Source organism: Petrimonas sp., assembly GCF_963921705.1.
In the GTDB taxonomy this organism is placed as follows: domain Bacteria; phylum Bacteroidota; class Bacteroidia; order Bacteroidales; family Dysgonomonadaceae; genus Petrimonas; species Petrimonas sulfuriphila.
On sequence record NZ_OY997410.1, the window covers coordinates 528373 to 543014 of the forward strand.

At 44.0% G+C, this 14642-nt stretch carries 12 protein-coding genes; 7 read left to right on the forward strand and 5 right to left on the reverse strand.

Annotated features, from left to right (window positions below):
* The first annotated feature begins 135 nt into the window (after window positions 1-135).
* The 3 genes from AACM02_RS02270 to AACM02_RS02280 all read left to right on the forward strand — a co-directional run bounded on the left by AACM02_RS02270 (window position 136) and on the right by AACM02_RS02280 (window position 3189).
* Window positions 136-1542 carry a hypothetical protein gene (locus tag AACM02_RS02270; protein WP_339115940.1) on the forward strand — a complete coding sequence of 469 codons (1407 nt, stop codon included), beginning with the start codon at window positions 136-138 and terminating at the stop codon, window positions 1540-1542.
* Between the two features lie 132 nt (window positions 1543-1674).
* A complete protein-coding gene (locus AACM02_RS02275) occupies window positions 1675-2439 on the forward strand; it encodes a M81 family metallopeptidase (RefSeq protein WP_339115941.1) in 765 nt (254 codons plus the stop codon).
* A gap of 21 nt (window positions 2440-2460) precedes the next feature.
* A complete protein-coding gene (locus AACM02_RS02280; protein ID WP_339115942.1) occupies window positions 2461-3189 on the forward strand; it encodes an MlrC C-terminal domain-containing protein in 729 nt (242 codons plus the stop codon).
* A gap of 11 nt (window positions 3190-3200) precedes the next feature.
* On the opposite strand, the gene xylE is transcribed toward AACM02_RS02280, so the two are convergent.
* The 5 genes from xylE to AACM02_RS02305 all read right to left on the reverse strand — a co-directional run bounded on the left by xylE (window position 3201) and on the right by AACM02_RS02305 (window position 11004).
* Window positions 3201-4586, reverse strand: coding sequence for a D-xylose transporter XylE (gene xylE, locus AACM02_RS02285; protein WP_339115943.1), 1386 nt, complete (start codon window positions 4584-4586; stop codon window positions 3201-3203).
* A 165-nt stretch (window positions 4587-4751) separates the two neighbouring features.
* Window positions 4752-6074 (reverse strand): xylose isomerase, encoded by a 1323-nt coding sequence (xylA, locus tag AACM02_RS02290; protein ID WP_339115944.1) that lies wholly within the window; start codon window positions 6072-6074, stop codon window positions 4752-4754.
* A gap of 23 nt (window positions 6075-6097) precedes the next feature.
* Window positions 6098-7576, reverse strand: coding sequence for an FGGY family carbohydrate kinase (locus AACM02_RS02295; RefSeq protein ID WP_339115945.1), 1479 nt, complete (start codon window positions 7574-7576; stop codon window positions 6098-6100).
* 12 nt (window positions 7577-7588) lie between these two features.
* Window positions 7589-10237 carry a glycoside hydrolase family 3 C-terminal domain-containing protein gene (locus tag AACM02_RS02300; protein ID WP_339115946.1) on the reverse strand — a complete coding sequence of 883 codons (2649 nt, stop codon included), beginning with the start codon at window positions 10235-10237 and terminating at the stop codon, window positions 7589-7591.
* A 32-nt stretch (window positions 10238-10269) separates the two neighbouring features.
* Complete coding sequence (locus AACM02_RS02305; protein WP_332457658.1) at window positions 10270-11004, reverse strand: NrtR DNA-binding winged helix domain-containing protein; 735 nt, start codon at window positions 11002-11004, stop codon at window positions 10270-10272.
* 205 nt (window positions 11005-11209) lie between these two features.
* Here AACM02_RS02305 and AACM02_RS02310 point away from each other — a divergent pair, with 205 nt between their 5' ends.
* From AACM02_RS02310 to buk, 4 genes are all read left to right on the forward strand, one after another.
* Window positions 11210-11509: a transposase gene (locus AACM02_RS02310; protein ID WP_071135911.1), complete on the forward strand. Its 300-nt coding sequence runs from the start codon at window positions 11210-11212 to the stop codon at window positions 11507-11509.
* On the forward strand, window positions 11506-12399 hold the full coding sequence (locus AACM02_RS02315; protein WP_332456298.1) for an IS3 family transposase: 894 nt from the start codon (window positions 11506-11508) through the stop codon (window positions 12397-12399). The genes AACM02_RS02310 and AACM02_RS02315 overlap by 4 nt, the downstream gene beginning before the upstream one ends.
* 248 nt (window positions 12400-12647) lie before the next feature.
* Entirely contained in the window at window positions 12648-13547 is a 900-nt protein-coding gene (locus AACM02_RS02320; protein WP_332457659.1) for a bifunctional enoyl-CoA hydratase/phosphate acetyltransferase, read from the forward strand.
* An 11-nt stretch (window positions 13548-13558) separates the two neighbouring features.
* Entirely contained in the window at window positions 13559-14638 is a 1080-nt protein-coding gene (gene buk, locus AACM02_RS02325; protein ID WP_214062333.1) for a butyrate kinase, read from the forward strand.
* Window positions 14639-14642 lie beyond the last annotated feature (4 nt).

Consider the following 14642-nt stretch of genomic DNA (forward strand, 5'->3'; position numbering starts at 1 on the left):
TTGCCGCTCCCTCAACAACAAGCACTTATCGGTTTATTCCGGTAGGTGCTTTTTCTTTGGGGAAAACAGTGTAAGAGCAAATCGTTACAGTTCAGCCAATACTCTTAAAATCAACAACTTATAAAAAATACTGCCATGATAAAAAATAAGGTATATTTAAAAGAAATCGATTGGCCCAGTTTTGGTGAAGCTGACCCGATTATTTATCCATCAGCAACGGAGTTAACAGAAAGAATTGAAAAATGCCGGCAAGTGATGGAGGAAAGAGCGCTTACACACCTGGTTGTGTATGGTGATAGAGAACATTTTGGCAATATAATGTACCTGACTCATTTTGATCCTCGTTTTGAAGAAGCATTGTTGTTAATAACCAAAGAAAATAATCCATTGATTCTAGTTGGTAATGAGTGCGTGAGTCATTTAAGCGTATCTCCATTATACAACAACGGTTCTTTAAGGTACGAAAGGTACCAGCCATTCTCTCTACTGGATCAACCCAGAGATGAAAGTCGCTCACTCGCTGAAATCCTTTCAGAAGAAGGAATAGACAAAGAATCGAGAATCGGGTGCATCGGTTGGAAATATTACTCAAGACTGGAGTTTGAACATCATCAGCACGTTATTGAAATACCTTCGTTTATAGTAGATATGCTCCGTTCTTTGAGCAGTTACGAAAACGTAATCAATGTAACTGATATGTTAATGGCCCCCTCCTACGGATTAAAGTCTTTCCTTTCATCTTTCGAAATTGCACATTTTGAATTTGTTAATGTAATGGCATCAGAAGGAATGAAATCCTTAATAACCAATTTTAAGTCAGATATAACCGATTTTGATTTGGCAAAGGAATACCGGTACACAGGCTACCCGTTAGGATGTCATATTGGCATGAAAAGTAATGGAAATCAAAGTATTGGGTTATCCAGTCCAGTTGGAGCATTGATTGAAAAAGGATTGCCCTTTTCTACAGGAATTTCCTATTGGGGAAGTAATATTTGCAGGGCTGGATGGGTTGCTGAAAGCGAGCATGATCTTCCGGAAGATGCACAAGACTATGTTTCGAATTTTGCAGGGCCCTATTTCTATGCCTGCACTAAATGGTTGGAAAATTTGAAAATTGGGACAAAAGGGGGTGTTCTGCGCCAATTGATTGATGAACATTTACCTTTTGAAGACTTTGGAGTTTTTCTGAACCCGGGTCATTTGATTCATTATGAAGAATGGTTAAGTTCTCCCATTTATCCTAACTCTGAAGAAGAGATTCATTCAGGCATGTACATGCAGGTTGATATTATACCCCGGTCAAAGAAATATTCAACCTCAAGAATGGAGGACGGGGTTGTAATTGCAGACAATCATCTCCGAAACAAGGTAAAAGAAGAATATCCCGAAGTGTATGAGAGGTGTATGAAACGACGTTCCTTTATGATTGATGTACTGGGTATAAATTTGCCCGAAGAAGTTCTGCCTCTTTCCAATATACCCTCTTTAGTCCCCCCATTTTTTCTTAATCACAAAAAAGTATTAAGTTTAAAACCTTGATTGATAAAAGATAGGAATATATAAAACTGTTCCTTATAACAACAGTTATTACAATATCTTTTAAGCAAGAAGATCGCTCATGAATCATTTAGTTGAATTAATAGGCATTTTATCAAAGAGAAAAACTGAAGCATGAAACAAGGAGTAACACGTATTTTAATTTTTATATGTGGAATGTTCTTTTTGGTTAGCTGTGTTAACCGTTCAAGACCCACAACTAAAAAAGTTTTAACACTCGGTATTCGTCACGAGTCGAACACATTCTCCACTTTACCCACCAAAGAGTCAGACTTTAAGGTGTTGCGGGATAAGGATGTTTTAAAAGATGAACCATGGGCTGAAGCGGGAAAGGATTTAGGTATGGAGTTTATCCCAACTCTACATGCCTATGCCTGGCCAGGCGGAGTTGTTGAAAAAAGAATATTTGATTCGTTCAAGTCAGAAATATTGGAACGAATACGTAAAGCCGGTTCATTAGACGGAATTTATATGGATATGCACGGAGCCCTTCACGTTGAAGGCTATGAAGATGCACAAGCAGAGTTGATCAGAGAAATAAGGGAAATAGTTGGAAATGATGTATTGATTTCCGGCAGTTTTGATTTACACGGAAATTTATCAAAGGACTTCCTAAAGCATATTAATCTCCTGACAGCTTATAGGACCGCCCCTCACAGAGACGGTACCGAGACAAAGGTACGTGCCATACGGATGCTTTCTGAGGCTATGAATAAACGGCTCAAGCCTTACATAGCCAGTGTTGAGATACCTATTTTAGTTCCTGGAGAAATGAGTATTACAGAGGTTGAGCCGTTGAAGTCGATCTATTCACAGATACCCGAAGTTAGTGGGAAAGAAGGATTAATGGATGTTTCAATTTTTGCAGGATACTGCTAGGCCGATCTCAATCGCTCAGCCATGCGGGTCTTTGTAGTTGCATCCGATAAAAAATTTGCCGACAAAGCGAATCGTGAAGCAGCTCTATTGGCTCAACAAATATGGGAAAAACGCGAAAGTCTAATACTCGATGTCCCTTCAGGTTCTATTGATGAGATGATTGTAAAAGCTTCAGAGTATGACAATACAGTTTTCATCTCCGACTCAGGAGACAATACTACCGCCGGAGCTCCAGGGGATAATCCACAAGTACTAGAAGCTTTAATCAGGCACAATGTCAAGAACACTTTATTTGCCGGAATAGTTGATGAGGAAGCCTTGAAGCAATGTAAAAATACAGGCATTAACAACGAAATAGATTTAGTTGTCGGAGGAAAAGTGGATAATGTCTTTGGTAAACCTTTTGCCATAAAAGGGAAAGTCATTTATTTACCATCGGATTCATTAATAGGTACCAATCATGAATCCGCCATACTTGATGTCAACGGTATTAAAGTTGTTATCATGAATTCCCGACGCTCATTCGTAACGCTGAGAGATTTCGAAGAGTTAGATATTAACCCATTAGACTTCAATATTGTAGTTGTCAAGTTGGGATATCTTTATCCTGAATTAAGGGATATCGCTCCTGTACATCTAATAGCATTAACATCGGGGTTCTGCAATCTGGATATGCGAACATTACCCTTTAAACGTGTAACCAGACCCGTATATCCTTTAGATTTGGATATGACCTGGCAATCTCAATAAGTAATTCAAGCTCACTCTTTCCACAGGCTTTCCATCTCTTCCAGTGATTTTCCTTTGGTTTCGGGGACCATTTTCCAAACGAAAAGAGCCGAAAGTACAGCCATCAGCCCGTAAAAACCGTAGGTCAAAGCTCCACTATATTCCATCATTGCCGGATAGGTAGACGAAATCAGGTAATTGGCAGCCCATTGTGCGCCAACCGCCACGGCGACCGCCTGACCCCGGATTTTGTTTGGAAAAATTTCAGAGATGAGCACCCAACAGATCGGTCCCCACGACATCATAAACGACGCCGTGTAGATAATGATAAATACCAGCGTGCTTATTCCGATAATCTCATTATAGGACAACCAGGATATGGCAAACATACCGATAGCCATGCCAATGGAGCCGGTAATCAACAACGGTTTTCTTCCCCACTTATCCACTGTCAGGATGGCCACAACCGTAAACACGACATTGACAAACCCCATGATGATGGTTTGTAGCATGGAGGCATCTTTCGCGGCCCCCATACTCTCGAAAATACGCGGAGCATAATACAACGCAACATTGATTCCCACAAACTGCTGAAACACCGACAACAAAATACCGATAAGAATGACAATTTTCCCGTAAGAAAAAATACGGGAACGTTCTGTTGTGCGTCCGATGGACTGCTTAATTTCGGAGAAAATGGCTTCAGCCCTTAATTTATCGGCGTTAATCCGGCTTAAAACAGACCGTGCTTTTTCATCGCGATTCGACAATACCAGGTATCTCGGCGTTTCGGGAACCAGAAACAGCAGCATCCCAAACAAGGCTGCAGGAATGGCTTCCGATGCGAACATATACCGCCATCCCACATCGTTGATCCAGTCGATACTCTGTCCAAAGGCGATGCCCCAATTAACAAAATACACCACCAGCATTCCAAAAATAATGGCGAACTGGTTAAAGGAAACCAGCCTTCCCCGAATATCTGCAGGAGCTATCTCACTGATATACATGGGCGAAACGGCAGATGCCAGTCCCACTCCGACACCTCCGATTATACGGTAAAAATTGAATGTCAACAGCAACCCGATGGAAGGGTGCCCTTTGGAGAAAAAAATAAATTCGGGAAATCCAGATCCCAATGCCGACACAAAAAATAAAACAGCAGCTATAAGCAGCGTTTTTCTTCTGCCAAACCGGTTTGAAAACACTCCCGAAATAACTCCCCCGATAATACAGCCGATCAAGGCACTCGATACGGTGGCTCCATGGATTAACGAATTTAAGCCCAACGGCCTGATCAGATAAGCCTCTATCGATTTCTCCGCACCGGAAATCACAGCCGTGTCGTAGCCGAAGAGTAAGCCACCCAGGGTCGCTACCAGGGTGATGCCGAATATGTATGTTTTGTTATATTTCATTTTTCCTTAGATTATAAGACATAAGAACCAGGACAGACAAAATATTGCCAGACCCGATAGGCTTTTTTGTTAAATTGTTCAACGTCGTATCCGATAAGTTCACAGACCGTTGTATTGAGAGTTGAAACAAAGATTCTGATTTCTGGCTCTATCGTCTTGGTTCCGTCAAATATACATGTTAACAATCGCCTCATAAAGTTCCTGCTTGCCACTGATCTGACCCGGCTCTTTACCCAGCGAGAGGGCGTATTCACGCATATCTTCCAACGAAAGGCTGCCTTCTTCAAACTCTTTTCCTTTACCGCTATCGAAAGAGGCATATCTCTCCGTCAGCATCTGCATGTAGGGCGATTCCTCCAGAATCCCGGCGGCAGCTTCCAGAGCACGTGCAAAAGCATCCATGCCGGCAATATGTGCAATAAAGATATCTTCCAAGTCCGTGGAATTTCTCCGGGTTTTGGCGTCGAAGTTTGTACCACCGCCCTGCAGTCCGCCGCCTTTCAGGATAACCAGCATGGCCTGTGTCAGCTCATAGAGATCGATGGGAAACTGGTCTGTATCCCAGCCATTCTGGTAATCACCCCGGTTGGCATCAATGGATCCCAACAAACCAGCGTCGACAGCACATTGCAGGTCGTGTTCAAAGGTGTGTCCGGCCAATGTGGCATGGTTCACCTCAATGTTCAGTTTGAAATCCTTGTCGAGGTTGTGTGCGCGAAGAAATCCAATCACGGTTTCTGCATCCGTATCGTACTGGTGTTTGGTCGGCTCCATCGGCTTGGGTTCAATGAGAAATGTACCTTTGAATCCTTTTGAGCGAGCATAATCGCGTGCCTTGGCCAGCATCATGGCCAGGTGTTCCTTTTCTCGCTTCATATCGGTGTTCAGGAGGCTCATATACCCTTCGCGCCCGCCCCAGAAAACATAATTTTCCCCTCCAAGCTCGATGGTGGCATCAAGTGCGTTTTTGATCTGTGTGGCAGCGTAGGCAACACTGTCGAAGTTGGGGTTGGTGGCTGCCCCGTTCATGTAACGCTTGTGACTAAAAACATTGGCTGTGCCCCAGAGCAGTTTGATGCCTGTCTCTTCCATTCTTTTTTTAGCGTATGCAACGATGGACCTGAGGTTAGCTTCATACTCCCTTATGCTTTTTCCTTCGTCGATCAGATCGATATCGTGAAAACAGAAATATTCGATTCCAATCTTCTGCATAAACTCAAAGCCGGCATCTAGCTTCTTCCGAGCTCTTTCCAAAGCACCATTGCCATTGTTCCATTCAAAATCTTTGGTTTCTTCTCCAAAAGGGTCGCTCGATTCCGCACAAAGGGTATGCCAGTAAGCCATGGAGAATTTGAACCAATCTTTCATCTTTCGTCCGTAAACCACTTTTTCAGCATCGTAGTAACGAAATGCAAGCGGGTTTCTGCTTTCTTTTCCTTCAAACCGGATCTTGCCGATTCCGGGAAAAAATTCTTTTTTTGTTTCCATAATTATTTATTGTGTGTTGTTTGCTATTGAGTTATGTATGTTTTCCAACGTTGGTAAGCCTCCTCATACCTCTCTTTGTCCCTTTCACCGGACCCGATGGTCATGATCTTCTTCAGCGAAGCAAATGCCTCTTCGTTGGAAGAATAAATTCCTACACCCATGCCGGCAGCTTTTGCCGCGCCCGCCGCTCCGTCGGTATCGAACAGTTCAATGGTTGCTCCGGTAACACCAGCCAGTGTTTCCCGGAATACAGAGCTTAAGAACATATTGGCATTTCCGGCCCTGATAACATTGATTTCCATCCCCATCTCTTCCATGATTTCCATTCCGTACCTGAAGGAGAAGACAATGCCCTCCTGCGAAGCACGAACAATATCAGAAAGGGTATGGATATTGAAGTTGATGCCGTGAAAAGAACATCCCGGATTCTTGTTTTCCAGCACCCGCTCTGCTCCGTTGCCGAAGGGGATCACCGAGACCCCCCTTGAACCGACAGGAGACTTTTCAGCCAGCCCGTTCATGTCGTTGTAACTCAATCCCGGCTGTATCATGTTCCTTTTTATCCACGAATTCAGAATACCGGTTCCGTTGATGCACAATAAGACACCCAGCCTCGGCTTCCCGGATGTGTGGTTCACGTGTGCAAAGGTGTTAACACGCGAAAGCGGATCGTAATTCACTTCGCCCAGCACGCCGTAAACCACTCCCGATGTTCCTGCGGTAGAGGCTATTTCTCCTGGGTTGAACACGTTGAGCGAAACGGCATTGTTGGGCTGGTCCCCTGCCCGGTATCCCAGCGGTGTACCCTCTTTCAAACCAAGTTCTATGGCGGCTTTCGCACAAACTGTTCCCTGAAAACCAAACGTCGGGACGATCGGAGGGATGATATCGTTACTAAAGCCAAAATAACTCATTACCTCTGTCGAGACAGTATTTCTCTGAAAATCCCAGAAAACACCTTCCGATAATCCTTCAATCGTAGTGCAAACACCACCCGTCAGCTTCATGGCAATATAATCACCGGGGAGCATGATCTTATCGATTTGTCCATAAAGGTAGGGTTCATTTTCTTTTACCCAAGCCAGTTTTGATGCGGTGAAGTTACCCGGCGAGTTCAACAGTGCAGCCAGGGCATTCTCTGCCCCTATCGCCTCGAATGCTTTTTCACCGTAGGGTACAGCGCGACTGTCGCACCAAATGATGGACGGGCGAAGCACTTTTCCGTTCTTATCGATGGCGACCAATCCGTGCATCTGCCACGATATCCCGATGCCTTTGATTTCGGCAACATCTATACCCGACTTTTTAATTACCGATTGGTTTGCCAGCTTCAGGTTTTCCCACCACATGTCGGGGTCTTGTTCCGCCCAACCCGGTTGTGCAGCATAGATCGGCATCTCGGTCTTCGGGAAAAAATCGGATGCTACCACCTGCCCCGTTTCTGCATTCACCAGGCAAGCTTTTACCGATGAACTGCCTATATCGTATCCCAACAAATACATGATGTTCTCTTTTTATTCGTTAATAAAATAATTATCCCCCTCTGTCTCGATAAAAACCTCTACTACGTTTCCGGTAGCCAGCGAACCGGCATCGGGTTGCTTACCTCCGATCGACACCTGCACTTTTCCGGTCTCAACAACCGGTATGTTCGCTTTGTTCCTTGCAGCAATCTGATGCGGTTTCAACGTAAACTTCACGGTTTGTGTTTCACCTTTTTTCAAATGTACCCGTTTAAATCCCTGCAAAGCACGAATCGGTTTTTGCAATTTACTGTCGGGTAGAGACACGTAAAGTTGAACAACTTCATCTCCATCCATATTGCCGGTATTGGTCACATCGACAGAAACCGAAATATCCTCTCCGTTCTTCACGCTTTCGGGAACAGTGCGCAGTTTATACTGAAAGGTGGTATAACTTAACCCATAACCAAACTCGTACAGAGGTTTTCCTTCAAAATACCGGTAAGTTTTACCCTGCATGTCATAATTATCAAAAGCAGGAATCTGGTTCACATCTTTATAAAAGGTAACCGGAAGGCGGCCTGCCGGATTGTAATCGCCAAAAATAACGTCGGCAATGGCTGTTCCGCCCGACTGCCCGGGATACCATGCCTCCAGAATGGCAGAAATATTTTCAGCTTCCCAGTTAAAGGCTAAGGCGCTTCCATTGAGAAGGACCAGAACAGTGGGTTTCCCGAGTTTCTGAATTTCTTTCATGAGCTCGGTTTGAACAGCGGGTAGTTTGATGTCGAGACGGTCTCCACCCGCAAAACCTTCTACATTGACTTTCATCTCTTCGCCTTCCAATAAGGGGCTCAGTCCCATACACAGAATCACCAGATCGGAGTTCCTGGCCAAATCAATGGCTTCTTGTTTCAAATTAGGATTAGGCACATCCCAAAGTATCTTCACATGAGCATATTCTGTTTTATCCTGAACGTATTCCACCTCTATTTCATACGGTTTTCCGGCTTCAAACTGCACATACTCATACCTTTTTCTCGCGTGATGCTGGTCCCTGCCTTGTGTTACCACCTTACCGTCCACCGACAGTTTGTATCCGGTGAAAGCTTCGCCTCCAATGGCATATTCACCTGTAACAGGTGGCACAAGAACTCCTCTCCAGCAGATCGAGAATTCTTCAGGGTTTAAATCATCGAAGGGTGCTTTATTCCACCACACGAAATCGATATTGTCATCAACGCGCGTGCGCTTTGCGATACCTTCCAGCTTGTTGTTATCGAAATATTCAACATTAAGTCCTTTCGTTTGAAGCGTTTTATCGGTATAAAAATAATCAGCCGGAATAACGGTAAAGTAGGGAAGCTTTTCCGCCAGTGTGCATCCCTGAGCAAAAGCAACTTCAGCATGGGGTAATTTTTCGATAATCCCTTTTAACGGCGTGATTCCTTTCGAAGGGTATCCGTTGTAGTTGCCCAACAGAACCTCGTTATCGTCCGCATTTGGACCAATAACGGCTACCTTTTTTACTTCCTTGCTAAAAGGCAAGAGGTTGTTGTCGTTCTTCAATAAAACCATCGATTTTCGTGCAGCTTGTAATGCCAGCACCCGATGATTCTCACTGTCCACGACCTCAATAGGGATTTGCGCATATTTCACTTCGCTATCCGGGTCAAACATTCCGAGCTTGAATCTGGCAAGCAAAAGCCGCTTTACCGAAACATCCAGCTCCGCTTCCGTGATTAGATTTTGCTTCACGGCTTCAATCAAACCTTTGGCATATGTATCGCCACAATTAAGGTCGGTTCCGGCTTTTACCGCTTTAGCCGATGCTTCTTCGGGTGTGTTGACTATGTGGTGGGCATTTTCCCTGTAAAAATCACTGATGGCCCCACAATCGGAAACAATATATCCGTTGAACCCCCATTTGTTCCGCAACAGATCTTCCAGGTATTTATCGCCACAGCACGGCTCACCCCGTAACCGGTTATAGGCACACATGACGGAATAGGCACCCGCCTCCTGGACAGCACGCCTAAAATGAGGCAGATAAGTTTCTGCCAGATCATAATCTGAAGGATATACGTCGAACGAATGCCGGGTGGATTCCGGACCGCTGTGAACAGCAAAATGTTTGACGGTTGCCACTAACTTCAGGTACTTTGAATCATCGCCCTGTAATCCTTTAATGAAAGGGATGGCAAGTTCTGCCGTCAGGAACGGATCCTCTCCATAGGTTTCCATCCCCCTGCCCCACCGCGGATCACGGAAAATATTGATGTTGGGTGTCCAGAAAGTCAATCCCTGGTAAATACCTCTTTTCCCTTTTGAGACATAATCGTGATGCTTGGCGCGCGCTTCGTCAGAAATGGCTGTTGCAATTTCTGACATTTGCTGACTGTCCCACATAGCCGCCATTCCGATAGCTTGTGGAAAAACCGTAGCCAAACCGGAGCGCCCGACACCGTGCAAGCATTCGTTCCACCAATTATATGCAGGTATGCCCAGCCGATCAATGGCCGGTGAATCGTATCGCATCAGCTCAGCCTTCTCTTCGATTGTCAACCGTGAGAGCAGGTCGTCCGCTCTTTCTTCGAAAGAGAGTTTTGTGTTTAAATAAGGCTGTACCTCTTTGCAGGAAAAAAAGAGAAATCCTGCGATCCACAAAAGAAACAGGTAGTAACCAGAAGTCTTTTTCATCGCAAACTGTATTTTGAGTTTAACATGAACGGCTAACTATATAGTTTTCGTGTATTTTTTTTGTGTACTTTTTTATCGAACCTGTAAAGCCTGGGAGCTCTGTAAGGTACATCTTTCTGCACTTCGTCCAATTGTTCCAGGCCTTCAATCTGCATTATTTTTTTCTTGAAGTTACGGACATCAGACGTTGTGCCCATTATGATATCATACAGGTTTCTAAGTTGTGTCATGGTGAACTTCTGAGGCAGCAGTTCGAATAACATGGAGGGCTCCGACTTCACTTTGTGGCGGATATGCTCTAACGCAGTATCCGCAATTTCATTGTGATCGAAAGCTAGCCGTAAAGATTTTAATGAACTTACGTCGTACCAGTTTGCTGCAGTATTCTCCGACTCAAAAATAATTTTTCTACTTATTTTAATCAGTGCCACATACCCTACTGTAACGATTCTGCCGATTTTCATGTTTGTCAGTTTCTCCAGCCAATTTTTGTCCCTCATATTCTTTGTCCTTTGGGGATTGCCAAAGCTATGAAACTGGCTCAGGTAAATGTTTTTTAATCCCGTCAGTTCGTTAAGGATACGTATAGCTGCCTCATCCAGGTCTTCATCTTCGAAAATAATGCTTCCCGGTAATTTTTTATCGCTGAAGTTTTGTTCTTCTATCGTCCGTTCGATAAGCAATACTTTCAGTTTTTCACCGTCAAACCCAAAAACAACGCAGTCCACCGAAACGTGAGGGTTGTAAACATGAGTGCTATTTTTCATGACATATTCTTAATAAGAATACAAAATTATACAGATTAATCACAATACATGTAAAATTTTTATATGTTTTAAAACATTATTATCAGCAATTTATATAAAGTAAAAAATACATATATAAAAATAACCTTATTGTAATTATTACTTATTGGAATTACTAACTTAGCCGGGACACAGAGTTAAGCATAAACGCTTATTTTTGTGTAATATGAGAAAACAAAGAACCCATTTTGACAAGGCATTCAAAGAGAATGCGGTCAAACTCAGTTTAGAACGCAAGAATATTTCCGAGCTTGCACAGGAATTGGGTATTGCCCCCTTTCTTTTATATCGTTGGCGGAAAGAATACCAGCAGAAAGGAGAAGCCAGTTTCCCCGGACACGGTGTCCAGTCATTAAGTGAAGATACCAAAAGGATTGCTGAACTGGAAAAACGCCTTGGCGAGGCTGAAACGGAGCGGGACATATTAAAAAAAGCTTTGAGCATCATCTCCAAGAGAGATCGTTGATCTATCTCTTTATAAAGGAATATAACTCGAAACAATGGACGGTCGAGGTGATGTGCAGAGTACTGAAAGTCCCCAGGAGCAGTTATTACCGCTGGCTTAAAGATCCGGAGGGCCAACGTAAGCGCAAATATATGGAGCTGGACGAAAAGATCAGGGATGCATATTTTGCAGCCAGGGGACGCAATGGAAGCCCCCGGCTGGCAAAGGATTTGCAGGTATCCGGAACTCCTGTCTCGAGAACCACTGTAGCATGCCACATGAGGAAAATGGGCTTGCGCAGCAAACTCTCGAGACGATTCAAAGTGACGACGGATGCCTCTCACAACTATAAGGTTGCTCCAAATCTGTTGAATCGCGAATTTAATCAGAATGAGCCTGTGAAAGCGTGTGTCTCTGACCTGACGTATATTCCGTGTAAGGATGGATTTCTTTATCTGACCTGTGTGCTGGATCTTTTTGACCGCAAACTGATCGGATGGTCCATAAGCGATCATATGAATGCATCCCATACCGTAGTTCCGGCCATCAGGATGGCCAATAGGAACAGACCTTTTGGAGAAGGAATGATATTTCATTCTGACCGGGGCATACAATATGCTTGCAAACAGACTGTCAATCTGTTGAAATCCTTGAAGCTGGAACAAAGTATGAGTGGAAAGGGAAATTGTTGGGATAATGCCGTGGCTGAAAGCTTTTTCAAAACTTTCAAATCTGAATTGGTCTATGGTACCAAACTCAAAACAAGAGAGCAAATGCGCTTGTATGTATTTGAATATATTGAATCCTGGTATAATCATAAAAGAAGATTCTCAGCATTGGGAAACTTAACCATTGATGAATTTTGGAATCAGTATAATATTAAAAAAGAATCAATTAAAAATGTCGCTTAACTTTTTGTCTCAATTAAGTTTGCAAGTCCATATATTACATCTTGAAAACTACTTCGAATTACTTTTATAGCTTTACCTTTTTATGAAAATATTCATGAATAGTTTTATATATATGATTAGCTTAGGAGAAAAGTTTCCTGCCAAAAGAAACAGATTTCTGACATAATTCCAATAAAAAACTTGTTTCAGGAGATTATCTTCTTTTTTTTTTGTTATTTTGCGTGTAAATCTCCTTAATAATACTTTTTATGATTCACAAATTAGCTGAGCTTACAGAAAAAGCCAAGCAGAAACCCCAACGAAGAATTGCTGTCGCAGCGGCAGAGGACGAATCGGTACTGAAGTCTCTCAAAGCCGCTATGCAGGACGGACTTGTTAGCCCCATACTGATTGGGCACAAAAGTGAAATTGAAAAACTCGCAGAGCTCGTCGATTTTGATCTGAGCCAGGTAGAAATTATCCACAACGATAACGGAGCCCATGAATCGGCGAAAATAGCCGTCTCCGTGATAAAGAAAGGCGGTGCCGATATCCTCATGAAGGGACTTGTCAGCACAGGCGACCTGTTAAAAGCTGTTCTTGATAAAGAAAACGGCCTGCGAAAAGCAGCTATCCTCAGCCATATGGCTTTTTTCGAGTCTCCCTACTACCACAAACTCTTATGTGTAACGGATGCAGCCATGAACATCGCTCCCGATTTCGACACCAAAGTACACATTCTCAACAATGCCGTAGAGGCGTGTCACAAACTCGGGATAACTGAACCGAAAGTAGCTGTTGTCGCAGCCGTGGAAATTGTTAACCCTAAAATGGAAGCCACCGTTCATGCTGCTCTGCTAAAAGAGATGAACATCAAAAAACAATTGCAGGGATGCATCGTGGACGGGCCCTTCGCCATCGATATCGCTGTCGACAAGGAGGCTGCCGCACACAAAGGCATCGTCAGTGAGGTTGCCGGAGATAGCGACATTATTCTCGTGCCCGACATCGAAGCCGGAAATATTTTCTACAAGGCATTGAACTTCTTGGGAGGGGCCGTCTGTGCAGCCGTCATTACGGGCGCAGCGGTTCCTATTGTACTCACTTCGCGTTCTGATTCAGAAACCAGTAAGATGCTTTCCATCGCTTTGGCAGCAGCTATACACTAAACACTACCCTTATGGACAATCATCCGCGGATCCTGGTGATTAACCCGGGTTCAACATCAACAAAAATTGCCGTCTATAAAAACGGAGATGTGGTTTTTTTAAAAACAATCCGTCATTCGGCTGAAGAATTAAGCCAATTTAAAAGAATAAGCGATCAGTATGAGTTTCGTAAAAATATTATTTACAATGAATTAAAAAACGCCGAGATCAGGTTGGACCTTATCCGGATCGTCGTCGGACGTGGAGGCATAGTGAAACCTATTGCGTCGGGAGTTTACAGGGTAAACGAAACAATGAAGAGAGACCTTATCGAGGCAAAAAGAGGAGAACACGCCAGCAACCTAGGAGCACTTATTGCCGATGACATTGCCAAACAACTCCCTTCAGCAGAAGCCTTTATTGCTGACCCGGTGGTAGTGGACGAACTTGAACCCATTGCCCGGTATTCCGGACATCCCCTTTTCGAAAGAGTCTCTCTTTTCCATGCGCTCAACCAAAAAGCCATTGCCCGCGCTCACGCCAAGTCTCTCATGAGAAAATATGAAGACATGGACCTTATTGTAGTGCACTTAGGGGGAGGAATATCGGTAGGCGTACATCACAAAGGACGGGTCGTTGACGTTAACCAGGCGCTTGACGGTGACGGGCCCATCTCACCGGAACGGTCCGGAACACTCCCCGTAGGCGAACTTCTGAAGATGGCTTTCAGCGGCAAGTACACTTACGAAGAAATGAAATCGATGGTGGTCGGCAAAGGAGGACTGTATGCCTATACGGGCCTCAACAATGCCTACGAAGTGGAAAAAGCCGCTCAGGCCGGAGATAAAAAATGCTACGATGTGATGGAAGCCATGGCTTATCAGACGGCAAAAGAAATCGGCGCATTCTCAACCGTACTGAAAGGCGATGTGGATGCCATCCTGATCACCGGAGGAATGGCTAACAGCAAATGGTTCTGCAACCTGATCATCGAACGTATCCATAAAATCGCACCGGTATACGTTTATCCGGGTGAGGATGAAATGAAAGCCCTGGCTGAAAACGGTGCACTGATCCTAAGCGGAGAGATTGAACCGAAAGAGTACGTGTAACCCA

Bases quoted from the DNA above. Each gene is read 5' to 3' on its own strand.
- buk (WP_214062333.1), top strand. From the start codon at position 13,559: ATGGACAATCATCCGCGGATCCTGGTGATTAACCCGGGTTCAACATCA.
- AACM02_RS02300 (WP_339115946.1), bottom strand. From the start codon at position 10,237: ATGAAAAAGACTTCTGGTTACTACCTGTTTCTTTTGTGGATCGCAGGA.
- xylA (WP_339115944.1), bottom strand. From the start codon at position 6,074: ATGGAAACAAAAAAAGAATTTTTTCCCGGAATCGGCAAGATCCGGTTT.
- AACM02_RS02305 (WP_332457658.1), bottom strand. From the start codon at position 11,004: ATGAAAAATAGCACTCATGTTTACAACCCTCACGTTTCGGTGGACTGC.
- AACM02_RS02295 (WP_339115945.1), bottom strand. From the start codon at position 7,576: ATGTATTTGTTGGGATACGATATAGGCAGTTCATCGGTAAAAGCTTGC.
- AACM02_RS02280 (WP_339115942.1), top strand. From the start codon at position 2,461: ATGCGGGTCTTTGTAGTTGCATCCGATAAAAAATTTGCCGACAAAGCG.
- AACM02_RS02275 (WP_339115941.1), top strand. From the start codon at position 1,675: ATGAAACAAGGAGTAACACGTATTTTAATTTTTATATGTGGAATGTTC.
- AACM02_RS02310 (WP_071135911.1), top strand. From the start codon at position 11,210: ATGAGAAAACAAAGAACCCATTTTGACAAGGCATTCAAAGAGAATGCG.
- AACM02_RS02320 (WP_332457659.1), top strand. From the start codon at position 12,648: ATGATTCACAAATTAGCTGAGCTTACAGAAAAAGCCAAGCAGAAACCC.
- xylE (WP_339115943.1), bottom strand. From the start codon at position 4,586: ATGAAATATAACAAAACATACATATTCGGCATCACCCTGGTAGCGACC.
- AACM02_RS02270 (WP_339115940.1), top strand. From the start codon at position 136: ATGATAAAAAATAAGGTATATTTAAAAGAAATCGATTGGCCCAGTTTT.